The following is a 24,563-nucleotide window of genomic DNA, read 5'->3' as shown; positions in this document are numbered from 1 at the left end:
CGCCTCAGCTCCAGAAACAGGCGCGCACCGCATCCGGATCGCGCCGCAGCGAGTGGTTGACCGTCCGCCCTCCCGCGGCGCCGATGCGCGCCGGGTCGTGAGAGGCGATGACCGCCGTCGTGCCCAGACGGTCGACGGTCTCGATCAGCAGATCGAACACCTGTTCCGCCGTCGTCGGATCGAGCGATGCCGTCGGCTCGTCTGCCAGCAGGATGTCCGGACGATGGGCGAGGGCGCGGGCGATGGCGACGCGCTGCCGTTCGCCGACCGACAGGCGGTCGGGCGGGAGGTCGAGCAGGGTGGCGATCCCGAGCCGCTGGGCCAGGGCCCGGATGTGATCGGGATCCGGGCGACCCGCGATCCTGGCCGTGAGCGCGATGTTCTGCCCGACCGACAGATAGGGCAGCAGCCCTCCCGTCTGCAGGACGTAGCCGATGCTGCGTCCCCGCAGCGCCGCCAGCGCGTTGAAGCGCCGCCGGCGCCAGAGGTCGGCGAGGTCCCGCGCCGGCGCCGAAGCGCTGAAGATCTGGAACTGACCCGCGCGGTCCGGGGCCAGTGTTCCCGCCAGCAGGTCGAGCAGCGTCGACTTGCCGGAGCCGGACCGTCCGGCGACGAACAGGATCCCGCCCCGCGGGATCAGGAGGTTGGGGACGTGAAGCTCGAACACCGCTCCGCCGTGGCCGCGGTGCACCACGACGTCGCGCAGGGCATAGACGATGGCGTCCGGCTGCCTGTTCATGGCAGCGCGTCGAGCGGCATCGGATAGACGGCTTCGCCTCCGGTCCTGTCGCCGTCGAGCGCGATCCAGAGGTCGGTGTTGTCGTAGACCTGCTGGTAGAGCCTGATCTTGGCCTGAAGGTCGTCGAGGAACTGCCGCTGCTGCCCATAGCTCCAGGACAGCCAGTCGTCCTCGGTCAGATCCATGATCCGGCTGCGGTAGGGCAGGCCTTCGAGATATTCGCCGATCAGCCCGAGATCGGCGAGCCGCCGCGCCTCCTCCCGGCCGACCGCCTCGGGCCGCCGGCTCATCGTCGCCGCCGCGCTGCGCATCTGGCGGAAGAAGTCGTTCGGGGCGATGCGCGTCGCCTCGCCGGCTTCGAGGATCGCGCGCAGCGTCGCCTGCAGGTCCGAAAGCTGATTCTTGGTGATCAGCACCCGCACGTCCAGGGCCTTGAGCGCCGGGTTGGCGAGATCGCGATCGGACACCCAGGCGGAGAACAGGCGCGGCGGACGCGCGTCCCGGGTCCGTCCGATATAGGCGAGCTGCATGGCGCGCCCGACCAGGCCGGTCCGCGCGACCGCCTCCTCGATCCGCCGCTCCGCGGCCGACCGCTCCTCCTGCCCGGACGCGGGATCCTGGCCGGCACCGGCGACCTGGCCCTGGCCCGCGCTCTCCATCTGCCGGATCATCGTCTGCGAGACGCGGTCCACCACCGCGCCGAAGGATCGGACGTCGCCGCCTTCGACCGGGAAATAGAGCGTGCCCACATTCGGATAGGTGGTCAGGGCCTCATAGGCCTCCCGGGCCGATTCATGGTCGGCTTGGCCGCCCGCCGCCGTCTCGACGTGGATCGCGATCACGGCCGCGCCCTTGGCCTGGGCCAGCAGCCGAAGTTGCTCGACGTCAAGCCCGGTCGACGAGAACGGATCGTTGCCCCGGCGGGGGCTCGCATCGGTGACCAGCACGATGAAGCGGCCGGCCACGCCGGACCAGTCGATATCGTCCAGGGCCGCCTTCACCCCGGCGAAGGCATCTTCCTTGAAGTCCAGATTTGAGACCTTGGACGCCTCCGCCGACGCCAGGCTCGCGATGAAGCCGCGCTCGTCCTGGTTTTCCGGCAGGTTGGCGAAGACCCGGGTGATGTATCCGTCCGGCGATCCGTCCGCCATGACGTCGCGAAAGCCGATCAGGCCGAAGCTCAGCCGGTCTCCCCAGCCGGAATGCCGCAGGGTTTCCGTCACCTGCCGGATCGTGTCGCGGGTGCGCGCGATGTAGGGATCCATCGACACGGTGGTGTCGACGACGAAGACGACGCCCGCCCGATAGCCGGCAAGAAGCCTCTCGGCCGCCCCGGGATCGTCGGCGGACGCCGTCTCGGGCTGGTCCGGGCGTTCCTGCAGCGAGGTCGCCGCCACCTTGAGCCCGAGCCCGGTCAGTCCCGAGGCGAAATAGCCGTCCGCCCAGTCGAGGATCGGCAGCAGATAGAAGGACTTGCCCGGGTCGATCCAGGTCGCCGGCTCGACGGCGGCCACCGGTCCGTCCGCCGGCAGCGTCCCCGTCTCGGCCGCGCGGCCGAGGGCGCCGGCCTGTGCCCCCGCATCCGGCGCCTCCATCAGCGACAGCAGGGCCTCCTCGTCCCGGAAGAACAGGGCGCGGCCGCGATTGACCGGGTTGGTGAAGGCCACCACCAGGGTCTGCTTCCAGTCGATCGCCAGCGTCGCCGGGATCCAGCCCAGCGTCTGGCCGGTCGGCGCCGTGCCGATCTCGATCCATTCGCCCCCCGGCCCCGGTGCCCGCGCATAGACGAAGAGCAGCGACAGCGGCGGCAGTTCCGTGCCAAGGGGATCGCCGCCCGGGGCCGGCGACAGGCGTGCCCCGGGGCGCGTCAGCACCCGCTGCCACAGGCTGGTCGTCCCCTGCATCAGCAGCGGCCTGCGGGCCTCCGTGCCGGCGACCGGGGCAGGTGGGGCCTGGGCCGCGGCCGGCAGGGCGAGGGCGAACAGCGCGACGAGCAGCGCGGCGACAGCCGGGCCGCACCGATGGCGATGAAGGGGCCGGGACGTCGTCATCGGCCGGAACCCGGAACGTCGAGGGCGTCGAGGCGCTGGCGCGCCTCGTCCATGCCCCGGGCAAGCGCGAGCCGATAGAACTCGCGAGCCTTGTCGGCATTGGGGGTGTTGAACGGGTTCGGGCCGGTGCCGAAGCCGGCAGGATCATAGAAGCGGGCGATGCCGAGCGCCGCCGGCCCGCTGCCTCGACGCGAGGCCTCTTCCCAGACGACCAGCGCGGCGTCGGCATTCCCCACATCGAGCAGGCGCCGGCCCGCCTCGAACATCTCCGCCACCGGCAGGGTCGCGATCTGCCGCAGCGTCCCGGGATCCGCCGGCGATGGCTTCGTGGGGCTCGGCGGCGGCACCGTGCCCATCCCCGCGGTCGCGCCGGGGGGAGCGGGCGATGGAGGCGGATTCGGGGCAGGAGAGGCGGGCGCCGCCGGCTGCCCGCCGGGCGTCGTCGGGGGCTCGGGGGAAGGCGGGGGCTCGGTCCGTGACATCCATACGGCGCCACCCGCGGCCCCCAGGACGACCACCGCCGTGGCCGCCGTGATCCAGCGGCGGTGCCCGGCCAGGACCGGCGGAGAAGCGGGCACGCCCGCCGCATCGTCCGGCGGCGCCGGCGCGCCCAGCAGCGCGCGCATCGATTGCGGCCGGTCCAGCGGATCCGGCGCCAGCATCCGGGCGATCTCCGGGGCCAGGGCGGGCGGCACCCCGTCCAGGACCGGGACCCGGCGCCGCGCCTCGGTCATCGTCAGCATGGTCTGTCCCATGTCGAGCGGCCGTCCCCGCGCCGCGGCGGCCAGGACGAGCCCAAGGCTGTAGATGTCCGAGCGGGCGTCGATCTGGGCACCGAACAGGCCGACCTGCTCGGGCGACGCCCAGGAGAACTTGCCCGCGAATCCGTGCCCGACCAGCGTCTGGGCGCCCGGATCGGCCAGCTTGGCGATGCCGAAGTCGATCAGCTTCGCCGCGTCCAGCCGGCCGCGCTCGAGGATGATGTTGTCGGGCGACAGGTCGCGGTGGAAGATCCCCCGCTCATGCGCGACCGCCAGGCCCGATGCGACGCGGTCGCGAAGGAGGCGGACCTCGTCCGGGGCGAGGGGGCCGGCGTCCAGCCGGTCGCGCAGCGAGGGCCCTTCGACATATTCCATGACCAGGTGCAGCCGGCCGTTGGCGTCGCGGAACAGCCCGTCATAGCCGACGATCGCGTCGTGCCGGATCTTGCGCAGCGCTTCCGCCTCACGCAGGAACAGGGCGACGATCGCCTCGTCGCTGACGAGGTCGGGCAGGATGATCTTGATCGCGTGCTGGGTGAGCTGGTCGATGTGCTCGGCCTGGTAGATCTCGCCCATGCCGCCGCGGTTGATCAGGCGGACGATCCGATAGGTATGGAGGACCGTCGACCCGGACGGGAGCACGCCGGTGTGGAGCTTCCGGGGCATGATCAGCGTCGGATCCGGCGATTCCGGCTGCAACCGGTCGGCGTTCATGGCCCGCTCCATCGCGCCGGCGGTGTCGTGTCGAAGGGCTCGCTGCAGGCCAGGGCGACGACGGTGACATTGTCCGGCGCACCGCGCCCGAGCGCCAGGTCGACCAGCGTGTTCGCCGCCTGCTCGGGCGGCATGGCGTCGAGAAGGTTGGCGATCTCCGCATCCGCGACGACCCGGGTCAGCCCGTCGCTGCACAGCAGGAAGACGTCCCCGGGCAGCACCGTGCTCCCTTCCATGTCGAGCTCCAGCTCGCCCGCGGCGCCGACCGCACGGGTGATGACATTGGCCTCGGGATGGTGAAGCGCCTCCTCCGGCGCCAGGATGCCGCTGTCGATCAGGTCCTGGACATAGGAGTGATCCCGGCTGATCTGCCAGAGCTGCCGGTCGCGCAGCAGATACAGCCGGCTGTCGCCGGCCCACAGGCAGGCGAAGTGGCCGCCGTGGATCATCAGGACCACGACCGTCGAGCCGATGGTGGCGCCGTCGCCGATCTCCGCGGCTTCGATCCGCAGGATCCTGTGGACCGAAGCCAGCCGTTCGCGGACCTCGCCGATCAGGGCCGGGGCGGATTCGGGCGCCGGGATCTGCGACAGTGCGCGCATGATCGTCCGGCTGGCGTGATCGCCGCGCCGGTGACCCCCCATCCCGTCCGCCACGGCCCAGAGCCCGACATCGGCACGGCTCAGAAAGGCATCCTCGTTATGGGTGCCCATGGCGCCCGGATCGGTCCGCCCTGCCGCATGGAAGTGGAAGAGCCGGCCGCTCATGGCGGCGCCTCCGCGCTTTCGGCCGGTCCGATCAGAAGCCGGGGCCAGAAATCGGCCGGGGGCAGGCCGGCGCCCGCGAGGAACCATCCTTCTGCGCCGGGGGACGTCCAGAACCGTGCCGGGGCCGCATCGGGCGCGAGCCGATCGGCGACGCGCGCGAAGGCGGCGGCAAGACCGCCGTCGGGGGTGACGGATTCGAGGATCCAATCGTCGTCTCCCCGGCGCCGCTCGGCGGGAACAAGAGGGGGCGCGCCGATGCGCTCGAGGGCCGACAGCCAGTCCTCCGGACGGGTCTCCTCCTCCAGCGCCGCCAGCGCGACCGCTTCGAGCGCGTCGAACCAGGATGCCGCGCTGGCCGGAAGATCCGGCGGCGGTCCGCTCTCGAGCGGCAGGGCGAGCGTCAGCGGGAAGTAGCGGCCGACGCGGTCGACGCTGGGCAGGAACAGGCCGGCAACGGGCGGTCCGGCGACATGGGCCGGCAGGGCGAAGCGCCAGACCGGCGCGGTCCGGTACCGGTCCAGCCAGGCATCGCCGAGGGCCACCCGGGATGCCGCGAGCCCGTCCTGGAGCCAGGCGTCCCACGGCTCGACGAAGCCTCGCGGCAACCGCTGCACGACGAAATCGCCGAGCCAGGGCAGCTTGCCGAAGATGCCGGGGGCGGCACCCGCCGCGGTCAGAAGGCCTGCGGGCATTGGAACTGCCTCAGCTCGGGAAGCGTGAACGGGTTCAGCACGCTCGCCGTCCGCAGGTCGAACGTGGCGCTGTTGGCGTTGTCCGCCACGGTGAAGCGGAACCGATCGCTCGCCGAAGCGCCGGCGATCTTCGCCCGGTCGACCAGGCGGAACAGGGCCCAGGGGCCGTCCAGGGTCAGTCCGCCGCCCGCTGCGTCGTCGACGCCGGCGAAGGAGACGCGGACCTGGTTCGATCCGGTGCCGGGCCACCGGATCGAGACCGGCCGCACAGGTCCGTGATCGTAGCTCACCACCTGACCGTTGATGTCGAGCGTCACGCTCGCCGCCCCGGCGGACAGGTCGACGGGCTCGATCTCGAAGCCGACATCGGGACGGTTGCCGCCCTGGGGGAAGAACGCGTCCCGGATCCGCGCGGCCCGTTCGAACTGGGTCAGGGTCGCGGCGTCGATGCCGAGATCGACATTGTTGACGCGGCCCCAGCGCCAGGGTGATGTCGACGTATCCACATACTGGGCGAGATTCTTGGTGAAGAAGCCGTCGATCAGGCCGCCGGGCGCGAACAGCCTGGCGAAGTCGTCCAGCTTCACATCCTCGCGGGCGCCGCGGGCGAAGGGATAGCGCCCGGTCAGCGCCGCGCGGCAGAGCTCCCGCCCGCCCGAGTTCCAGTCGGCGTTGAGCGTCTGCCGCGCGCCGCCGACGGTGACGGACGAGGTCGCCTCGGCGATCTGGCCCGCCCAGCCGCGCATCGCCGCGGGGGCGCGGCCCGCCGATGCCGTCAGCTGCTGCGCCAGCCCGGTCAGCTCGGCATTGGCCGCCGCTCCCGTGCTGCCGGTCGTCATCGCGCTGCGGTTCATCTGCTGGTAGATGTCGGCCAGCGTGCGGATCATGTCGTCCAGCGGCGCCGGGGCTCCGTTGGGCCCCTCGACGAAGGTCTGCAGGTCGCGGAAGCGATCCTCGACATAGCGGCCGGGCGGTTCCGGCGCGCCGTTGTCGCCGCTGCCGCCCAGCCTGGACCGGGCGTAGTCGCGCGCCAGCAGGGCGGCGACGCGGCCGGTCATGCCGAAGCGGCTCTGCGCCGCGGCCTCGGCGGACGCGCCGGCCGTCTCGGCCGCCTGCTCCCGTCCCGCGCCGGCCTGGTCGGATTCCGGCGCGCCGTGGTCCCCGCCCTCCGGCGGCGGCGCGGTCAGTTTGGTCTCCGTCGCCGCGGCCCGCAGCAGCTGGGAGAGCGGCGAGCTCGGCCCGGACAGGATGTTCAGGGCTTCGACCGCATGCTGCCGGCTCTCGAAGGGCACGATCCGGATATCCGCCAGCAGCGCGTTCCAGTTCGAGACATAGTCGTCGTAGTAGAGCTGCAGCGCGTCGCGCGCGATCTGCGCGACCGCCTCGTCCTCCGGCGCCCCGGTCGGGGCCGTCCGGTCGACCACCCAGCGTTCCGACGCGATCGCGCGGGCGGCGGTCTCCAGCCCGGGCAGCACGGCCTCGTGGAAGCCGCGATAGGTGAAAAGGCCGGGAATGCCCTCGCCCAGGCCCTTGCCGGAGCTGCGAGCCAGGACGCGGGCCCCCTGAGGTCCGGCGTGGTCGCCGGCGGTCCATTCGGGCAGCGCCGCCACCTCGGCCCCCGTGCTCAGCAGCCGATACGCCTGCCCCGCCGGGGGCACGGCGGCGACGATGGTCCTGACCCGTTCGACCAGCTGGCCGTCGATGCCGATGTCGGCCACACGCCGTTCCAGGAGGGCGGCGGTATGGGCTTCGATCGCCGCGCGCAGGGCAGCGTTCCGGTCGCCCGGATAGCGCTGCTGCAGGTCGACCTCGAGCCAGGCCATGACCGCGTCCGGGTCGCTCGCAGGGGCCTTGCCGCCCAGCGTCAGATAGACCTTGAGAGCGATGTAGGCCAGGTCCGACGGCTGATCGATCCCGCGCAGGATCTCCTCGAGCCGGACGATGAGCCGCGGCAGCAGCAGGCTGTTGAGCGCATGCCTGTAGGCCTGGACCGTGGCCTGGGACAGCGTATCGCCCTGGTAGAGGCCGAGGCGCATCGAGACCGGGACCGGCGCATCGCGCCGGTCGTACCCCGCCGGCATGCCGCGCAGGGCGTCGAGCGGCGGCACGATCGCAGCGAGATCGGAATCGCGGACCGGATCCCCCGAGGCGCCGAGCTTGCCGGCATAGTCGTCGAGGCTGGCCCGGGCCGACCGGATCAGGTCGCTGTTGCCCATGTAGCTGGCCGTCCAGCCGGCCAGCGCGGCGACCAGCGCTGCGCAGGCCGCGGCGACGGCGCCCCGCCGCAGCCATCGCAGCCGCCGCTCGAGCCGCGGGTTGGTCGAGACCATGCCGGCTTCGGCGAACACGACCCGGCGCAGCAGGGCGGTCAGGAAGTAGCTGCGCCCGCGGCCGCCGGTCGATGCGATCTGCTGCCGGTCGAGCCCGAAGGACTGGGCCATCGCGCCCATCAGCCGGTCGAAGGGCGTGCCCTCCTGCGTGCCGCTGGTCAGGTAGACGCCGCGCAGCAGCGGGCGGGCGGTGTAGCGGCTGGGCCGGAACGCCTCGGTCAGGAAGGTGTCGAGGGCTCCACGCAGCGACGCGACCTGGGCGGGAAAGCCGTAGATCAGGCTGCGCTGCCGGATGTCGGGTTCCTGATGCAGGCGCTCGATGACCCGGTCGTTCAGCCGCTCGACCAGAAGATCGAACTCGCGCAGGAACTGGGGCAGGACGCCCTCTTCGCCCTGCCCGTCGTCGAAGGCGAAGGTGGTGCCCCAGATCTGCTCGCGCTCCTCGCGTCCCAGGTCGTCGAAGAACTGGGCGAAGCCGGCCAGCAGGTCGGCCTTGGTCAGCAGCACATAGACCGGGAAGCGGATGCCGAGTTCGTTCGTCAGCTCGTCCAGGCGCTGGCGGATGGCACGCGCATGGGCCGTTCGCTCGCTTTCCGGCATCAGGGCGATGTCGGAGACGCTGACGCAGACCAGCGCGCCGTTGATCGGCTGGCGCGGCCGATGCCGCTTCAGCAGGCCGAGAAAGCCGTGCCATGCCGCGGCGTCGCGGGTGGCGTGGCTGTCCTGCGTCGTGTAGCGGCCGGCGGTGTCGATCAGCACCGCCTCGTTGGTGAACCACCAGTCGCAGTTGCGCGTGCCGCCGATGCCGCGGATCGCCTCGCGGCTTTGCCCGGCGCGCTCGGCCAAGGGGAAATCGAGCCCGGAGTTGAGGAGGGCGGTGGTCTTGCCGGCGCCGGGCGGGCCGATCAGGATGTACCATGGCAGTTCGTACAGCCAGCGGCGGCTCCCCCGCCTGCCGACGCGCGTCCGCCGCAGCGTGGCCAGGGCCTCGGCCAGTCGGTCGCGGATCAGCGCGAGCTCCGGATCCTGCGCCGGATGGGAGGGCGGCGGACCCTGCTGCCGGCTCATCTCGTCGACCAGCCTGGCATTGGCCTGACGGTTGCGGACGATGGACCAGGCGGTGGCGAAGGACCAGATCACCAGCATGGCGGCGATCGTCACGACGCGCGCCAGGGCGGTCTCGAGCGGCCGCACCTCCGCAACCGCGATCAGGGGCCCGACGAACCAGACGATCGCGGACAGCAGAAGCACGCCGACCAGGCTGACGAACCAGCGCGCGGTGAGGATGGCGAGGACCTTGCGCATCGGCGGCTCTTGCCCTTCCTGACGGTCAGCCGGCCCCGGCCGGCTTCATGAGCACGACTTCGATCCGGCGGTTCTGCGCCCGCGCCTCCGGCGTGTCGTTCGCCGCCAGGGGCTCGGTGTCGGCCTTGCCTTCCACCGAGAAGCGGCCGTCGTCGCTGACATGCTGCGCGAGGATGCGGCGGACCGACTCCGCCCGTGCGGTCGACAACTGCCAGTTCGACGGGAACCGGACGGTCTTGATCGCCTGGCTGTCGGTGTGGCCTTCGATCACGACCTGCCCGGGCTCGGTCTCCAGGGCCTGCCCGATGCGGTCGACGACCGGCCGGCGATCGTCGAGCAGGGTGTCGCTGGCCGAGGCGAACAGGTTGCTGCCGTTGATCCGGACGCGAACCGACTGCTGGTCCTCGACCACGGTGACCAGGCCTTCGCGGATCTCCGGCTCGAGGAAGCGCGTCAGGCGCTGCTCGGCCGACTCCTTCGGCGGTTCCGGCGGAGGGGGCGGCTCGACCGGGGCCGGCCGTTCGATCACGACCGCGCCGTGCGGCGGAAGCTCCGTCGCGGCCGCCATCACGGGCTCCAGCCTGGCATCGAGGGCCCAGCGGAAGCCGACGAAGGCCAGGACCAGCATGGCCGCCACCGCGGCGCCGATCACCCAGAGGGGGACCAGCCGGCCCAGCGGGCGACGATCGGACACGACACCCACCCAGTGCGGCGACAGGGTCCGCTCGATCTCGCCGCGCCGTCGCCGGATGGCGCGGAACACGGATTCCCGTACGTCGCCCAACCGCGACGGGCCGCGGGATTCGACCCGGTACCGGCCTTCGAAGCCCAGCGAGAGGCAGATGTAGAAGAGCTCGAGAACCTCCAGGTTGCGATCCGAGGTCTTCATCAGGTGGTCGAGGATCTCGAAGAAGCGCTCGCCGCCCCAGGTCTCGTTGTAGAAGGTCGAGACCATCGATTGCTTGGTCCACAGGCTCTGGCTTCCCCACGGCGTGTTGAGGACCAGATCGTCGATGGTGGCGCAGAGCGCATAGCGGGCCGCACGGATGGCATCGGCGGACGCGCCGCCGGCCAGCGCCGTGCGCTCGAAGGTCCGGACTTCGGCGACCACCCGCTGGCGCAGCAGCGGCACGTCGCGATGAACCGCGCGGTTCTTCAGGCGGACCGCGAGAGCGAACAGCACAGCCGCAGCCTGGACCAGCGGGTTCACGCCCGTGGGGGCCAGGGGGACGGCTTCGGTCGGGCCGGCGCCGGCTGCCAGCCGCGGCCGCGTCGGCGGTCTGCCCGGGCTCTGGGTCGGTTCACCCGTCTCCGCGGCGGCGGCCCGGTTGCCCCCGGGCCGGGGGCGGATGACGGTGCGGTCGGGGTTGTCGGGTGCGGCGAAGGGATCGTCATCGACCATCGGCGTCTATCCCTGCGATGCCTTGATCGCCCAGCATTCGATCTGGATGTTCGGGAACTCGCCGGCGACGTGCACCGCCATGCCGCCGGACGACTTCAGCTCCTCCCAGTAGCGGCTGCTTCGGTCCATCTCGAAATAGATCACGCCGGGGTGGTAGGGCAGCTGCCGCGGCGCGACCGGCAGGGCGCGGATGACGATGCCCGGCAAGGCGGCGTTGACCAGGTTGCGGATCTGCTCCACCGGCCCGATCTTGACCTGCGACGGGAAGTGGCGGCGCAGCGCCTCGGCCGGGGCATCCGCCCGCACCGCCAGGATGAAGGCGGCATGGTCGAGCAGCGTGCGGTCGGCGAGCGGGGCGACGCGGATCCCGTAGCGCCGCTCCTCCAGCGGGATCGGGATCGCCGTCTGTTCGAGCACGGCGGAGAGGGAATGCCGCAGCTCCAGCATCACGGCCTGGAAGCAGTGCTCGAGATCGTCATGCCGATACTGCGGAAAGGCGGGTGGCCGCTTGCCCTTGCCGGTGAAGGTGGCCAGCTCGCCGGCAAGCTCCACCGCCGTCTCGTAGAACCGCTCGGGATGGAGGTTCGCGACGGTTGCCAGATGCGCGAGCCGCGGCTCGTACCGGTTGACGAGCTGCAGCAGAAGAAAATCCGCGACCTCGGCCACGCCCTGGGTGCCGGAGGCGCTGACCCGTCCGGCCAGGGCTTCGCCGCGATGGTGAAGCAGGCCCAGGATCTCCGTCGCGAAGCCGGTCAGCGCCGGCGACGCATCGCAGGTCAGCATCGGCGGGATGTAGCGGTCGTCGAGCACGATCATCGAGTCGGACCGGACCTCGACGATCCGCGCGATGCCGAGCCCGATATAGCCGGACTGGTCCTCGCCTTCGAGGAGGTAGCGCATCCGCAGCTTGGCCACCTGCAGCGGGGCGACGGATGCCGAGAAGGCGTTGGCGTCGGTCGCTTCGAACTCCGTGGTCACGAAGCGCGCACTGCCGTCGCCGCCCGCCGAATGATCGATGACCGGGCTGCCGGGCTGCCGGACCGGGACGGCGAGAGAAATCACGGCGTTGCGGGCCGTGTCGGGGATGGTCAGCGGCGGCGGATGGTCGGCGTCCTCGGGAATGGCGAACGGCGTGCCGTCCTCCAGCACGCCCCGGCAGGCGGTGAGGGCGAACCTGCCGGTCGCCAGCAGATCCTGGTTGATGCGCAGCTCCGCAACGCCCCAGGGATAGGGTTTCAGCTCGGCAACGCGGGCGCGGACCAGCTTCTCCACATAGCGGTCGAACTGCTGGAAGTGGTGGGTCCGGAGGAACATCCCCTCCGACCAGACGACCTTGTTGTCCCAGGACATCCTCGACCTGCCTATTGGTTCACCGCGACCGAGACCCCGTGTGCCGCCACGGACACGTCCACGGCCTCGACGCCGCCGGGGTCGATCTGCCGGACGCTGCGCCACTGCGACCTGTCGATGTCCCTGAAGCCCGCGACCACCCCGATGTAACGGGCCCCTTCGTCGATCGGGGTCGAGAGGGTGCGGGTGCTGCCCGGGGACAGCATCACCTCCTCCGACCCGACGACCGTGTCGCCCAGCGCGTCGGATTTGCCGTCCGTGAGCGCGAAATAGTCCGACTGCTGGAAGGCCGAAGCGGAGCGAAGCTGGTAGACGCGCACCCGAATGGGCGACGGACGCGCCGAGGCGTCGGGGTTGATGTCCCCGGCGGCCGTCAGGGTGACCGGGATCGGAGCCGGCTTGGAATCGAACATGCCGCACCCCGATGCGAGCGAGGTTCCGAGCATGAGGATGGCGAATCGCGACAACTGCATGGGATCCATCTCCGTTCAGCCTTGTTCTCTCCGGCGCTCGTAGCCCTCGGCGAAGGCCCGGCCGAAGAGGTCGCGGATGTTCTCCGACGCTGTCTCCGACACCTGCCGATGACGGGCGACATAGGCATCCCACAGCTTGGCCTTGCGCGCGGCCGGCAGGACGGCTCCGAGGCCGCTGGTCGTGCCGTTCGCCGCCGCCTCCACCGCCTGCGGCGCGAGGCTCTCGATCAGGTGGCCGAGCGCCGCCTCCATTCCGCCGATCGTGGCCAGCTCGTGGTTGCGGATGTCGCGAAACGCTTCCTCGATCGCCTCGGCCCCTCCCGCGAAGGCCGGCAGCGGCGGGGACAGGATGGCCATCAGGGCCTCCTCGGCCGTGGCCGAGAACTTCAGCGGATTGTTGTCGCGTGGCCGGATCGCGGTGCGCTCGATCCGGAACTCGGTCTTCAGGGTCGTCCGTGCGTCCAGGGACTCGATCAGTCCCTGTGCCGTCGCGCGGAAGATCGAACCAATGGTCCGGGCCAGCGCCTCGGCGCGCTCCGGTGGAAACTGCGCGGGGTCGAGCCCGGCGGCTTCGAGAACGACCTTGATCAGGTCCATCGGCGCCGCGGCGGGCGTGGCCGCCGGCTCGATATGCGCTGGCTCCGCGGTCGGCCGCTCGGCTGGGGGCGGCTCGGGCGCATCGGGCGGATCGCGGGTGGCATGCTCTTCCGCGGGTGGCGGCTTCGGGGGCGGCCGTGCCCTGTCGTCCGGCGTGGCGGGCGCCTGCTCGTCCCAATCCTCGGGGATCGCCTCGAACCGGATCGGCGGCGGCCGGAAGGCCGAGCGCTCCGTCGGCAGATGGTCGGGCTCCGCCGCCGGTCCGGCCCGATCGGGCCCGTCTGCAAAGGGATCGGCATCGGCGTCCGCCGGCCAGTCCTCCGGGTTGGAGATCTTCAGTGATGCCGGCGGATCGCGGTCCGGATCGATGCCGAAGGGCGCGGCCGCCGGATCGTCGACATCGATCGAGTGCCCGGCCGCGGGCGCCTCCGTGCCCGACAGCCGGACCGCGAACTCGCAGTCGCCGATCCAGATCCGGTCGCCATCGGACAGCACCACGCTGTTCGAGCGGCCGACAGGTTCGTCCGTGTTATTGACGAAGGTGCCGTTGGCGCTGAGATCGAACAGCACGTAGCGATCGTCGACATAGTCGATCAGGCAGTGGTTCTTCGAAAGCGTGCGGGACGGATCGTCGACGACCCAGTCGTTGTCGGCGCTGCGCCCGATCGTCAGCCCTCTGCCTTCGAGCGTCCGGGACTCCCGATGGCCGGTGTGGCCCGGGCCTGCATTGACGAGATCGATGGTCAGTTTCATGGCTGTCGGACCGTCTGTGAACTCGGTCGGACCCGCTCCTGGTCTCTTGGGGCCACCCGGTATTGGAAACCGCCGGCGGCATCCATCGCGACGGTGACGTCCGCGATCGGCTCTCCCTCGGACGCCCGGGTCAGGAACTGCGCCGCAAGATCCGGCAGCAGGGTCCGCGACAGGATCTGCTCGATCGCCCGGGCGCCGCTTTCATTCTCCGTCGCCCGCGCGCGCAACCCCTCGACCACGCCGTCGTCGCAGCGCAGGGTCGCGCCATAGGTTTCGGAGACACGGCGCGCCACGCGGTCGAGCTGCAGCCGGACGATCCGGCGCACGGTGTCCTCCCCGAGGGGCAGGAACGGGATGACCGTCACCCGGCCCAGAAACGCCGGCTTGAAGGCGGCCAGCAGTTCCGGGCGCAGCGCCTCGGCCAGCCCCGTGGCGTCCGGCATGGTGTCCGGGTCGGCATGGAGCTTCGCGATGCGATCGGAGCCGACATTCGAGGTCAGGATGACGACGGTGTTCTTGAAGTCGATGTCGCGACCTTCGCCGTCGCGCAGCATCCCCTTGTCGAACACCTGATAGAACACGTCCTGGACGCCGGGATGGGCCTTCTCCAGCTCGTCCAGCAGGACGACGGAGTAGGGCCGCCGGCGCACCGCCTCGGTCAGGATGCCGCCCTCGCCATAGCCGACATAGCCGGGCGGCGCGCCCAGCAGGAGCGAGACTTTGTGCTCCTCCTTGAACTCCGACATGTTGATGACGGTCATGGTGTGCTCGCCGCCGAACAGCAGGTCGGCCAGCGCCAGCGCCGTCTCGGTCTTGCCGACGCCGGACATGCCGACGAACAGGAAGACGCCGATCGGCTTGCGCGGGTCGGTCAGCTTCGCCCGCGCGGTGCGGATCGACTGGGCCACCGCCTCCAGCGCGTGATCCTGGCCGACGATCCGGTCCCGCATCCGGTCCTTCAGCGTCAGCACCGCGCGGATCTCGTCCGACACCATCCGGCCGACCGGGATGCCGGTCCAGCTCGCCACGACCTCGGCGACGGTCTGGGCGTCGACATCGACGGGGTTCAGGCCCGCATCCTCCTGCAGCGCCGTCAGCCTGGCCCGGGCCGCGGCATAGCCGGCGCGCAGGGCCGCGACGGTCTCCGGCAGTTCGGCCGGCGCCGCCTCGCCCGTGCCGCAGTCGAGCCCGCTCGCCGCCTCGATCCGTGCCCGAAGCTCGCGGATCCGCTCGACGGCCTCCCGCTCCGCCTGCCAGCGTTCGGACAGGCGGGCATGGTCGGCCTCGACCGCGCGCCGCCGATCCTCCAGCGCCGCGATCACGCCGCTGTCGTCCGCGCTCGTGGCCTGCTCGCGGCGCAGGATCGCGATCTCGGCGTCGAGCCGCTCCCGCTGTCGGATGAGGTCCTCGATCGCGGCGGGCGTCGTGGCCTGCGCCATGGCGACCCGGGCGCATGCGGTGTCGAGCAGGCTGACCGACTTGTCCGGCAGCTGGCGGCCGACGATGTAGCGATGCGACAGGCGGACGCTGCCGACGATGGCCTCGTCGAGGATGCGGACGCCGTGATGCTGCTCCAGCGTCGGCGCGATGCCGCGCATCATGTCGATCGCCGCGTCCTCCGACGGCTCCTCGACCTTGACCACCTGGAAGCGCCGGCTCAGCGCCGCATCCTTTTCGACGTACCGCTTGTATTCCGACCAGGTCGTCGCGGCGATGGTGCGCAGTTCGCCGCGGGCCAGCGCCGGCTTCAGCAGATTGGCCGCGTCGCTCTGGCCGGCCGGCCCGCCGGCACCGATCATGGTGTGCGCCTCGTCGATGAAGAGGATGATCGGGGTCGGGCTGGCCTGGACCTCCTCGATCACCGATTTCAGCCGGTTCTCGAACTCGCCCCTGACACCGGCACCGGCCTGCAGCAGACCGAGATCGAGGGTCCGCAGGGTCACCTCCCGCAGCGGCTCGGGGACGTCGCCGCCGGCGATGCGCAGGGCGAAGCCCTCGACCACGGCCGTCTTGCCGACGCCGGCCTCGCCGGTCAGGATCGGGTTGTTCTGGCGGCGCCGCATCAGGATGTCGGTCACCTGGCGGATCTCCGCATCGCGGCCCAGGATCGGATCGATCCCGCCGGCCCGCGCCCGCGCCGTGAGGTCGGTCGTGTATCGGTCGAGCGCCTCGGTTCGCCTGCCGGCCGCGGCGGATGCCGGCGCCTCGCCTGCGGCCGGGGCCGGCGGCGTCTCGGAGGCGCCGGCGACGAGGCGGGGCAGCTCGCGCCGCAGCGTCTCGGCGGGAATCCGTCCGAGCCATGACGATGCGGTGCGGGCGTGCTGCGCCAGAAGGTCGTCGGAGACGAGCGCCGCCAGCAGATGCCCCGAACGGATCTGCGGCTCGCCATATTCCAGCGAGGCGAGCAGCCAGGCCTCGCGGCCCAGTGAGATCAGCGACGGCGACAGGGCGGGGGGATGCACGTTCCCGGTCTTCAGCCGATCCAGCGCCCGGGTCAGATCGGCCGCGACGCGCCCGGCATCGATCTCGTAATGGGCCAGGCACAGGCCGATGTCGCCGCGGGCATCCTCGAGCAGCTTGAGCAGCCAGTGTTCGATCTCGACGTTGAAATGCGACCGGGACAGGGTCAGCCCCGCCGCCTCCTCCAATGCCCGGCGGCATTCGGGATTCAACCTGCCGATCAGGGATTTCAGATCGATCGCGGCCATCTGCTGCTCTCCCTTCTCAGGCCGGCGGTTGTGGTCGCGGAAGTCCGGGCGAACCCGGCGTCGTGCTTGGGCGGTCACACATGGTCCACCTCGAAGACGGCGTCGGACGGGTCGTGCGGGGGAGGGCGGGAGGCCGCCCAGCCGGTCCAGCCGAGTTGTGGGGCGGTATCGCCGCCGAGCCGCAGCAGGGGAACCTCGCGCCGATCGAGGACCAGCCGCACGTTGAAGCTGAGGGCCGGGCCGACATAGAGCCGCGTCAGCTCGGCCACGCGGCGCAGCTCCGGCGATCCCGGCATCAGGGCGCGGAACCGGTCCCAGGAGACGGGGCCGACGCGGATCTGGAACTTGCCGCGGACATCCCAGACGCGCTCGCCGACCACCGCATCGAGGCCGAGCCGGCAGAAGTTGCCGTCCGGCGCTGCCGATGTCGGCAATACCGTCCGCTCCTGCGGCGGCAGGGCCAGCCAGGTGCCCTCGAACTGACGCACCGCGACGGGCAGGCCGAGATCGTCGGAGAGCATGGCCGCGAGCGCGCTGGCGGATCGGGGCCAGCGGGCGAAGTGCCCCGCATAGTGGATGATCGCCTTGTCGTCGACGCTGAGGCGGCCGCGCAGATGGTCGGTGCCCAGGCCGGTGAGGGAAAACAGCGTCGTCGTGATCGGGTCGTCCGCCGCGCCGGCCCGTTCAAAGGCGATCGGCAGCCGATACTTCGCCCAGGCCCGGTAGAACAGGGAGGCGAGCCGGTGCAGGAAGATGTCGAGAAACGCCCGCAGCGCCGGGCGTTTCAGCCGGACCGCGCGATTGACCTCGGCGGTCAGGTGGCTGGGCAGCACGCCGGACGGGCCGATCAGCCCGAACAGGCCGAGCGTGAGCCGGGGCGGTCCGTTGCCGGGATCGGAGGGCGGATCGAAGCGGGCGACCGATGCCGAAGGGAAGGAGAGGGTCGTCGCGCTGGCGAGACGTATGGCCTCTTCGCCCGGCGCCAGGTCCTCGCCGATCGGCCGGCCGCGGCGGTCGGCACCGGGATGGCGCCGCCGCGCCGCGGTCTCGGCCAGCCTGACAGCCTGGAAGGCCTCGACCGCCCAGGGCCGCCTGTGCAGCCACGCGATCACAGCAGCACCGTCTCGCCGGCCCGGGGCGGCCAGCGTTTCAGGGGCGCCGGCCGGCCGCGGATGGTGGCGGTGAGCCGGGAGAAGGCGTTGATGCTGCAGTACAGGCCGAGGAAGCGCTCGAGCACCGAGGCGAAGAGATAGAGCCCGGCGGCGGCAAACCGCTCGCCGTCGAACTCGATGCCGACGTCGACGCCGCGGGCGAAGCCGCCGAGCGGATCGTCGGGCATGCGGGCCGATCCGCGGCGGCTCGACACCGCCAGGATGCTGTCGATCACCGCCCGGGTCTCGGCGGCGTCCCGGAAATCATACAGCTTCAGGATCTCCCGCAGCGCCTTGGTGCCCTCCGCGTCGCTGGTGAGCGAGAGATGGTTGAGGGCGAGATGGGAGACCAGCCGCCATCGGCCATGGCGGCCGATCCGGGGGCGCAGCGTGGCGGTCGGCGGCGTCAGGCAGGCGATGGAGCGGATCGCCGATGCCGATTCCGCCATCGTCAGGCGCGGATGGCCGCCGCCGAAGGGCAGGCGGCTCGGCAGATCGCGATTGAGGCAGGTCGTGTCGACCGAGAGCGTCATGGCCGGCGGCTCGACCGGGTCGAAGGCCTCGTCGACCAGCGTCAGGAAGATGTCGGTGCCATTGTCGCCCGGCGGGCCGGGCCGGCGGCTGGCATGCCAATAGGCGGGCTTCCTGTCGGATCCGGTTCCGTGCCGCGCCGCGTAGAACGGCTCGAACTCCGTCGCGGCGCCATGCGGATCCGTCCCGCGCACGCGCTCGACCGCGAAGATCTCCGTCGCCATCGGGCGGCGCGCATCCGGCACGATGCGGTACTCGGTCGTCGCCTGCGTCACGCGAACGGGCTCCGCGCGCTGCGGGAACAGGTTGACGACCGGCGTGCAGCCGAGGGCCAGCGCCTCCGGCCCCAGGCCGCGCTCGAGGTCGGGCGAGGACCGGCTGAGATAGAGGAAGATCTCGAGGCGGTTGCCAGCCTTGAGCAGGGTCTTCGCCTCCAGCCCGCCGATGTCGGCGAACAGGAACTTCTCGGGGAAGGCGAAATATTCGGACAGGAGCCGATAGCCGAGATGCGATCGCGCCGGATAGGGCAGCAGCCCTTCGTGCAGTTCGAAGCCGACCGGGCGGATCACCTCCGGCGGCAGGATCACTGGCGCGGGGTCGGCCGGCCCGTCGGCCAGCGCGATCGACAGGCAGTTGTTGTGGATCAGCTCGTAGAGCGGCAGCGACTGCTGCGGCGGGCCGGCCAGGTAGAACCGCAGCTCCTCGACGCCGAGGGCGGAAAAGGTCATGTCCGAGGACAGGCAGCGCAGCCCGAGGCGCAGCACCGCCGCCGCGCCGGCCGCCCGGGGATTGGCCGGTGCCGGCATCGGACGCGCGCCCAGGACCGCGGTGTCGAGTGCGATCGGCCAGAGCGTCGTCGGATAGGCCGTCCGGAAGCGGCAGGGCTCCCCGCCGACGGTCTCCGTCACGACCTCGGTGCCGGTCGGCACGGCATAGGGTTTGGCCAGATCCGGCTGGGCGTCGAAGCGCGCGATCGCCATCGACGGGATCGGCGCGAGATAGTGTGGATAGAGAACGCCGAGCAGGGCGTCGGTCAGCTCCGGAAATTCATCGTCCAGCTTGGTGCGGATCCGCGCGTTCAGATAGGCGAAGGCCTCGATCAGCCGGGCGACGAAGGGATCGTCGGTCGCCTCGCCGCTGAGCCGAAGCCGGCCCGCGATCTTCGGATGCGCGTCCGCGAACTCGCCAGCCAGGCGGCGAACATAGGTCAGCTCGCGCTGATAATGGGAGAGAAGGTCCTCAGCCATGGCTCCCCGCCGTCACCGAAAAGCTGCGGCTGGCCGGCTCCAGGATCGAATCGAAGGTCATCGGCTCGGGCGCAGGCTCGGCGTGCATCAGCGCGTCGATCCGGAACCGCAGGGTCCGATCCAGGGCCTCGGCGTTGTCCAGGAGCCGGACCGTCACGCTGCGGAAGCGCGGTTCGAAGCATCGGATCGCCGCCTCGATCGCCGACCGGAACGCCTCCCGATGCTCATCCGAGGTCATCGGCAGCGCCGCGAAGTCCGGAAGCCCGTAACCGGTCAGCGCCGAGTCGAGCTCGGTCCAGGCGCGCGGCCAGCCCGTCGGCCGGGCCCGAGTGTTCAGCAAGGTCTCGAGATCCCGCCGGACGCCGTCCCGGATCGCCGCCAGGGACCGCGCGGTGCGCCGCGTCCCCGAACGCAGCGCGGGATCGGCGTCGTCGGCCAGCAGCCGGTCCAGAACCGACAGCAGCAGGAAGGTGTCCTCGGCGCTCCTCGACATGGTTCGTCTTTTCCCTTCAGGCGGCGGGCCGCGCTTCGAACCGATGCACCTGCAGGATCGGGACCGCCGCGTCGCCGGCCAGCCAGCAGTGCTGTCCAATGCCCAGGGCGGGGGCGTCGCCGCCGCCCTGCCAGTCCGTGACCCGCCCGAGCTTGGCAAGCTCGTCGCCGGCGGTTGCGGTCGTCGGATAGATCGTCGGGACGTAGACCTCGCCGTCCGGGCCGTCGGCGACGGCCATGGTCGCGCGTCGCCACAGCAGATCGCGGGGACGGACGGGCGCGTGGAAGTCGATCGACGCCACCCGTTCTCTCGGAATCCAATAGTACTTGCCGGTGCTGGTCAGCACCTCGACCACCGGGGCGACGAGATCGTCGATGTCGCGCAGGTCGTCGATCTCGGCGTCGTCCAGACAGCCGGCGCATTGCGGCCGCAGCGTCTCGGCCTCGGCCGTCAGGCGTCCGGCCGCCTCCGTCTCTCCGTCGCGCAGGGCGATGCCGGCATCCAGCAGAAGCCGCAGATGCTGCGGCGGCGGCCCGAGAAACTCCGGCACCCGGCCTTCGGCGAAGACTTGGGCACGAGCCTGGGCCCCGCGGATCAACTGCCGGAACAGGGCCGTGCCCAGGGCGGCCGCGGGGTCCTGATCGGCGATCAGATCGAGCTGGCGGTCGGCGCGGTCGAGCTCGCCGGCAAAGCACAGGAGCTCGGCCAGAAGGCCGCGCCGGTCGACATCCGTCGGGTGCGAGCGCACCTCGGCCGTCACGGTCTCGACGGCCTGCGCGAGACGGCCCGCCTGGAAATGTTCATGCGCAGGGCTCATCGCGGCCTCCCGATCACATGGCTCGCGGCCCGGGGGCCGCAAGCTCCGTGACCAGCCGGAAGCTGGAGGCGACCTGGTCCAGCTGGAAATGCGGCTGCAGATGGATCACGCAGCTGTAGAGCCCGGGCCGCCCAGGCAGCTCCCGGACGGCGACATCGACCTCGCGCAACGGATAGCGCGCTCGTTCCTCGGTCGTCGCCGTGTCGCTCGCGATCGAATAGTCGAGCAGCCAGCGCCGCAGGAACTCCTGGCAGTCTTCCGCGTGCTGGAAGGCGCCGATCCGATCGCGCCCGATCACCTTCACGCAGTGGGCGAACCGGCTGATGCAGAAGATGTACTGCAGCATCGCCGACAGCCGGGCATTGGCGGTGGCGACGGGCCGGTCATACCTCTCCGGCCGCTGCAGCGACGGGTTGCCGTGGAAGACGGCATAGGGCGTGTCCCGCGCTCGGCACAGGGTCATGAGGCCGAGCCGGGACAGCTCCTCCTCCTGGGCGTCGGTCAGCTCGACATCGGTCGAGAGCTTGGCGCCCACGCCCGGCCGGTCGGTGCCGAAATGGTCGATGGGAAGATCCGTGACCAGCCCGCCCCGGCTGCCGTCCCGCGCGGCGCCGCGGATCTCGGCGAACCAGCCCGAGCTCTCGAAGGCGCGGATCAGCGTGCCGGCGAAGGCGAAGATGGCGGGACCCCAGCAATAGCCGGACAGATCGGGGGACGACGCGTCCTCCCGATAGCGGAACCCGTCCGCTCGGCTGCCATCGTCCGCCCAGGGCAGCCGCATCAGGACTCGCGGCACGGTGACGCCGAGGAACCTCGCCTCCTCGAGATCGCGCATGGCGTTCCACCGAGCGTAGTCGGGGGCCTGGACACCGCGCGCGACGTCGATCGGCAGGCCGAGCTCGGCAAAGCTCTCGAGGCCGAGCAGGCCGGGATGGGCCGCGGTGATGAAGGGAGCGAACGCGGCCGCGGCGATCCGCATCATGCCCTTCAGCCCGGCGACGTCGTCGGTCGAATGGTCCGGCGCCGGCGCATGCCGCATCTCGTAGGCGCCGAGAAGCACGCCGAACGGCTCGCCGCCCGGCATGCCGAATTCCTGCTCGTAGATCTTCTGGAACATCTGGCTCTGATCGAACTCGATCGCCCGCTCGAGATCGCGGCAGACCTCGGCCCAGGCGATGTCGAGGATCCTGATCCTGGTCGACGTGGCCTGGTCGGCCTGCTCGACCAGATAGGCGACGCCGCGCCACGTCGCCTCCAGCGCCTGCAGCCTCGGGGCGTGGAGGATGGCGTCCAGCTGCGCCGACAGCAGGGCGTCGATCCGGGCGATGTCGCGATCGATCGCGAGCGCCAGCGCCTCCCGGTCGGAGAGCACCCGCGCGGCTTCCGAGGCTCCGAACCAGAGGATCAGGGCTTCGCCGGTCCGCGGCTCCGCCAGGAACGCCGCCAGAGGCCCAGCATCGGCGGCGGCATCACGGCCGTCGTCGGCGAGGATCCGTTCGACCAGATCGGCGGCCAGCGGGGCGCCGACGCGCACCCCCAGGCGCGCCGCCGTCGGTGGGCCGAGCATGCCCGCCGCCGGGGCCTTCGACAGAGCCGCTGCGGAGGAGAGGCGCGTCATGGCCGAGCCGTCAGTTCCCGGTGTTCGGGATGCGCGCGACCATGCGAAGCGACGTCGTCAGCTCCTCCATCTGCAGCCAGGGCCGCAGCCAGGCGACGGCGTTGTATGATCCGGGCGCCCCGGGGATCTCCTTGACCGAGACACGCGCCTCCGCCAGCGGATAGCGCGCCTTCATCTCCTGGCCGGCCTCCTTGTTGTTGTTGACGTAGTTCATGATCCAGCGGTTCAGCCAGGCTTCGCAGTCGTCGGCCTCCATGAACGAGCCGATCTTGTCGCGGGCCATGACCTTGAGGTAATGGGCGAAGCGCGAGGTCGCCATCATGTAGGGCAGGCGGGCCGAGATCGCGGCGTTGGCGGTGGCCTCCGGCCGGTCGTACTTCTTCGGCTTCTGCGCCGTCTGCGCCCCGAAGAACACCGCGTAGTCCGTGTTCTTGTAGTGGCAGAGCGGCAGGAAGCCCAGTCGCGACAGCTCCGCCTCGCGCCGATCGGTGATGCCGATCTCGGTCGGGCATTTGTGGTCGGGATCGCCGTCGTCGCTGGTAAAGCTGTGGAACGGCAGGTCCTCGACCTTGCCGCCGCCCTCGGCGCCGCGGATGGCCGTGCACCAGCCATGCTGCGCGAAGGCGTCGGTCAGCCGCGTACCCAGCACATAGGCCGCGTTCATCCAGCAATAGTCGGGATGCTCCATCGCCCGCCGGACGCCGCCCCCGTCGATCGGCGCCTCCTCATAGTCGAATTCGTCGATCCGGCGGGTCGCCGCCCCATAGGGCAGGCGGGCCAGCACGCGGGGCATGGTCAGGGCGACGAAACGGCTGTCCTCACTGTCGCGGAAGCTGCGCCATTTCGCGAATTCCAGAGATTCGAAGATCTTCTCGAGATCGCGCGGCCGGGACAGCTCGGTGAAGTCGCCGAAGCCGAACAGGTCAGGCGCCGCCGCCGCGATGAACGGCGCGAAGGCCGCGGCGGCGACGTGGCTCACATGCTGCAGGAGCTCGACGTCCTCCGGGTGGTTCGAGAACTCGTAGTCGCCGATCAGCGCGCCGTAGGGCTCGCCGCCGGGCGTGCCGAACTCGTTCTCGTAGATCTTCTTGAAAATCTGGCTCTGGTCGAACTCCACCGCCTTGCTCAGATCCTTGTAGAGATCGCGCTTGCCGACGTTCAGGACGCGGATCTTGAGCATGGCGCTGGTCTCCGTGCTCATCACCAGATGATGGAGCCCGCGCCAGGAGCCTTCGAGCTTCGCGAACTTGTCGTGATGCATGATCGCGGCGAGCTGCAGCGACATCCTCTCGTCGATCGCCCGGATCGCCCGGTTCAGCGTGACCGTCAGGTTCCGGTCATAGACCACGGTCCCCTTGAGGGCTTCCTCGGTCAGCGTGCGCAACAGCTCCTCGGCGCGCTCCGGCTCGGTCTGCTTGGTCACCGCGACGGCCTGGTCGAGCAGGGACGGGGCCGCTTCGGCGGTACGATCGACGGCGTCCTTCTGAAGCTGGGTCTCTGCGGCCATGGCTTCACTCCTCCTCATCGGCGGCGGGCTTCGTCGCCCGCGCCTCCCGCGCGTCGAGCGCATGCGAGAGCTGGGACAACTGCTCCTTGTTCTGCAGGACCTTCTCCAGCAGCGCCTCCAGATCCTCGGACCGGTCGACCTTCGTCATCAGGTCGCGCAGCCGGTTCCTGGTTTCGAGCAGCTTGCGCAGCGGTTCGACCTGCTGGACGACGGCGCCCGGCTCGAAATCCTCGAGCGACCGGAACGAGAGATCGACCGCGATCTCGCTGCCGTCGCCCTGCAGCGTGTTCTCGACCCGGAGATTGAGCCCGGGGGCGATCCGCGCCATCACCTCGTTGAAGTTGTCGCGATCGATCTGGACGAACTTCCGGTCGCGCAGCGGCGCCAGCGGCTGCGCCGGATCGCCGGAGAAATCGCCGAGGACGCCGACGACGAAGGGCAGTTCCTTCTCGACCACCGCGCCTTCGGTCTCGACCTGATACGTGATGTGGACACGCGGCTTGCGCACCCGTTCGAGCTTGTCGTGAATGCTGGACTTCATCACCTCACCTCGCTCC

Annotated in this window: 18 protein-coding genes; all 18 read right to left on the bottom strand. The window is 70.9% G+C overall.

The annotated features are described in order from the left end of the window. Window positions 1–4: 4 nt before the first annotated feature. Window positions 5–739, bottom strand: coding sequence for an ABC transporter ATP-binding protein (locus ACFW16_RS01365; RefSeq protein ID WP_380301090.1), 735 nt, complete (start codon window positions 737–739; stop codon window positions 5–7). Further along, window positions 736–2,790 carry a vWA domain-containing protein gene (locus ACFW16_RS01360; RefSeq protein ID WP_380301088.1) on the bottom strand — a complete coding sequence of 685 codons (2,055 nt, stop codon included), beginning with the start codon at window positions 2,788–2,790 and terminating at the stop codon, window positions 736–738. Before ACFW16_RS01360 ends, ACFW16_RS01365 begins: the two co-directional genes overlap by 4 nt. Next, window positions 2,787–4,265, bottom strand: coding sequence for a serine/threonine-protein kinase (locus tag ACFW16_RS01355; RefSeq protein WP_380301086.1), 1,479 nt, complete (start codon window positions 4,263–4,265; stop codon window positions 2,787–2,789). The genes ACFW16_RS01360 and ACFW16_RS01355 overlap by 4 nt, the downstream gene beginning before the upstream one ends. Beyond that, complete coding sequence (locus tag ACFW16_RS01350; RefSeq protein ID WP_380301084.1) at window positions 4,262–5,032, bottom strand: PP2C family protein-serine/threonine phosphatase; 771 nt, start codon at window positions 5,030–5,032, stop codon at window positions 4,262–4,264. The genes ACFW16_RS01355 and ACFW16_RS01350 overlap by 4 nt, the downstream gene beginning before the upstream one ends. Then, a complete protein-coding gene (gene tagF / locus ACFW16_RS01345; protein ID WP_380301082.1) occupies window positions 5,029–5,724 on the bottom strand; it encodes a type VI secretion system-associated protein TagF in 696 nt (231 codons plus the stop codon). Before tagF ends, ACFW16_RS01350 begins: the two co-directional genes overlap by 4 nt. Then, window positions 5,706–9,359, bottom strand: coding sequence for a type VI secretion system membrane subunit TssM (tssM, locus tag ACFW16_RS01340; RefSeq protein WP_380301080.1), 3,654 nt, complete (start codon window positions 9,357–9,359; stop codon window positions 5,706–5,708). The genes tagF and tssM overlap by 19 nt, the downstream gene beginning before the upstream one ends. Before the next feature lie 25 nt (window positions 9,360–9,384). Continuing rightward, window positions 9,385–10,761, bottom strand: a complete 1,377-nt coding sequence (gene icmH / locus ACFW16_RS01335) for a type IVB secretion system protein IcmH/DotU (protein WP_380301078.1) — start codon at window positions 10,759–10,761, stop codon at window positions 9,385–9,387. 6 nt (window positions 10,762–10,767) lie between these two features. Continuing rightward, window positions 10,768–12,111 (bottom strand): type VI secretion system baseplate subunit TssK, encoded by a 1,344-nt coding sequence (tssK, locus tag ACFW16_RS01330; protein WP_380301076.1) that lies wholly within the window; start codon window positions 12,109–12,111, stop codon window positions 10,768–10,770. Between the two features lie 11 nt (window positions 12,112–12,122). Continuing rightward, window positions 12,123–12,593, bottom strand: coding sequence for a type VI secretion system lipoprotein TssJ (gene tssJ / locus ACFW16_RS01325; protein WP_380301074.1), 471 nt, complete (start codon window positions 12,591–12,593; stop codon window positions 12,123–12,125). 6 nt (window positions 12,594–12,599) lie between these two features. Further along, window positions 12,600–13,934 (bottom strand): type VI secretion system-associated FHA domain protein TagH, encoded by a 1,335-nt coding sequence (gene tagH, locus ACFW16_RS01320; RefSeq protein ID WP_380301072.1) that lies wholly within the window; start codon window positions 13,932–13,934, stop codon window positions 12,600–12,602. Beyond that, window positions 13,931–16,642: a type VI secretion system ATPase TssH gene (tssH, locus tag ACFW16_RS01315; protein ID WP_380301070.1), complete on the bottom strand. Its 2,712-nt coding sequence runs from the start codon at window positions 16,640–16,642 to the stop codon at window positions 13,931–13,933. The genes tagH and tssH overlap by 4 nt, the downstream gene beginning before the upstream one ends. Before the next feature lie 74 nt (window positions 16,643–16,716). Next, on the bottom strand, window positions 16,717–17,754 hold the full coding sequence (tssG, locus tag ACFW16_RS01310; protein WP_380301068.1) for a type VI secretion system baseplate subunit TssG: 1,038 nt from the start codon (window positions 17,752–17,754) through the stop codon (window positions 16,717–16,719). Continuing rightward, window positions 17,751–19,571 carry a type VI secretion system baseplate subunit TssF gene (gene tssF / locus ACFW16_RS01305; protein WP_380301066.1) on the bottom strand — a complete coding sequence of 607 codons (1,821 nt, stop codon included), beginning with the start codon at window positions 19,569–19,571 and terminating at the stop codon, window positions 17,751–17,753. Before tssF ends, tssG begins: the two co-directional genes overlap by 4 nt. Beyond that, the gene (tssE, locus tag ACFW16_RS01300; protein ID WP_380301064.1) at window positions 19,564–20,064 is read right to left on the bottom strand and encodes a type VI secretion system baseplate subunit TssE; all 501 of its coding nucleotides are present in this window, start codon (window positions 20,062–20,064) and stop codon (window positions 19,564–19,566) included. Before tssE ends, tssF begins: the two co-directional genes overlap by 8 nt. A 16-nt stretch (window positions 20,065–20,080) precedes the next feature. Continuing rightward, window positions 20,081–20,881 (bottom strand): type VI secretion system accessory protein TagJ, encoded by an 801-nt coding sequence (locus ACFW16_RS01295; RefSeq protein ID WP_380301062.1) that lies wholly within the window; start codon window positions 20,879–20,881, stop codon window positions 20,081–20,083. 13 nt (window positions 20,882–20,894) lie between these two features. After that, complete coding sequence (tssC, locus tag ACFW16_RS01290) at window positions 20,895–22,448, bottom strand: type VI secretion system contractile sheath large subunit (RefSeq protein WP_380301061.1); 1,554 nt, start codon at window positions 22,446–22,448, stop codon at window positions 20,895–20,897. A gap of 61 nt (window positions 22,449–22,509) precedes the next feature. Next, window positions 22,510–24,006 (bottom strand): type VI secretion system contractile sheath large subunit, encoded by a 1,497-nt coding sequence (gene tssC / locus ACFW16_RS01285; RefSeq protein WP_380301059.1) that lies wholly within the window; start codon window positions 24,004–24,006, stop codon window positions 22,510–22,512. A gap of 4 nt (window positions 24,007–24,010) precedes the next feature. Beyond that, window positions 24,011–24,547 (bottom strand): type VI secretion system contractile sheath small subunit, encoded by a 537-nt coding sequence (gene tssB / locus ACFW16_RS01280; RefSeq protein ID WP_380301057.1) that lies wholly within the window; start codon window positions 24,545–24,547, stop codon window positions 24,011–24,013. Window positions 24,548–24,563: the final 16 nt, after the last annotated feature.

Source organism: Inquilinus sp. NPDC058860 (genome assembly GCF_042743185.1).
Lineage (GTDB): Bacteria > Pseudomonadota > Alphaproteobacteria > DSM-16000 > Inquilinaceae > Inquilinus.
Note: the sequence above shows the minus strand (reverse complement) of the source record. Positions and strands in the feature narration are given on the sequence as shown.

Bases quoted from the DNA above. Each gene is read 5' to 3' on its own strand.
- tssB (WP_380301057.1), bottom strand. From the start codon at position 24,547: ATGAAGTCCAGCATTCACGACAAGCTCGAACGGGTGCGCAAGCCGCGT.
- tssE (WP_380301064.1), bottom strand. From the start codon at position 20,064: ATGTCGAGGAGCGCCGAGGACACCTTCCTGCTGCTGTCGGTTCTGGAC.
- tagH (WP_380301072.1), bottom strand. From the start codon at position 13,934: ATGAAACTGACCATCGATCTCGTCAATGCAGGCCCGGGCCACACCGGC.
- tagF (WP_380301082.1), bottom strand. From the start codon at position 5,724: ATGCCCGCAGGCCTTCTGACCGCGGCGGGTGCCGCCCCCGGCATCTTC.
- icmH (WP_380301078.1), bottom strand. From the start codon at position 10,761: ATGGTCGATGACGATCCCTTCGCCGCACCCGACAACCCCGACCGCACC.
- tssC (WP_380301059.1), bottom strand. From the start codon at position 24,006: ATGGCCGCAGAGACCCAGCTTCAGAAGGACGCCGTCGATCGTACCGCC.
- tssJ (WP_380301074.1), bottom strand. From the start codon at position 12,593: ATGGATCCCATGCAGTTGTCGCGATTCGCCATCCTCATGCTCGGAACC.
- tssM (WP_380301080.1), bottom strand. From the start codon at position 9,359: ATGCGCAAGGTCCTCGCCATCCTCACCGCGCGCTGGTTCGTCAGCCTG.
- tssF (WP_380301066.1), bottom strand. From the start codon at position 19,571: ATGGCTGAGGACCTTCTCTCCCATTATCAGCGCGAGCTGACCTATGTT.
- tssK (WP_380301076.1), bottom strand. From the start codon at position 12,111: ATGTCCTGGGACAACAAGGTCGTCTGGTCGGAGGGGATGTTCCTCCGG.
- ACFW16_RS01350 (WP_380301084.1), bottom strand. From the start codon at position 5,032: ATGAGCGGCCGGCTCTTCCACTTCCATGCGGCAGGGCGGACCGATCCG.
- ACFW16_RS01365 (WP_380301090.1), bottom strand. From the start codon at position 739: ATGAACAGGCAGCCGGACGCCATCGTCTATGCCCTGCGCGACGTCGTG.
- tssC (WP_380301061.1), bottom strand. From the start codon at position 22,448: ATGCTCGGCCCACCGACGGCGGCGCGCCTGGGGGTGCGCGTCGGCGCC.
- tssH (WP_380301070.1), bottom strand. From the start codon at position 16,642: ATGGCCGCGATCGATCTGAAATCCCTGATCGGCAGGTTGAATCCCGAA.
- ACFW16_RS01295 (WP_380301062.1), bottom strand. From the start codon at position 20,881: ATGAGCCCTGCGCATGAACATTTCCAGGCGGGCCGTCTCGCGCAGGCC.
- ACFW16_RS01360 (WP_380301088.1), bottom strand. From the start codon at position 2,790: ATGACGACGTCCCGGCCCCTTCATCGCCATCGGTGCGGCCCGGCTGTC.
- ACFW16_RS01355 (WP_380301086.1), bottom strand. From the start codon at position 4,265: ATGAACGCCGACCGGTTGCAGCCGGAATCGCCGGATCCGACGCTGATC.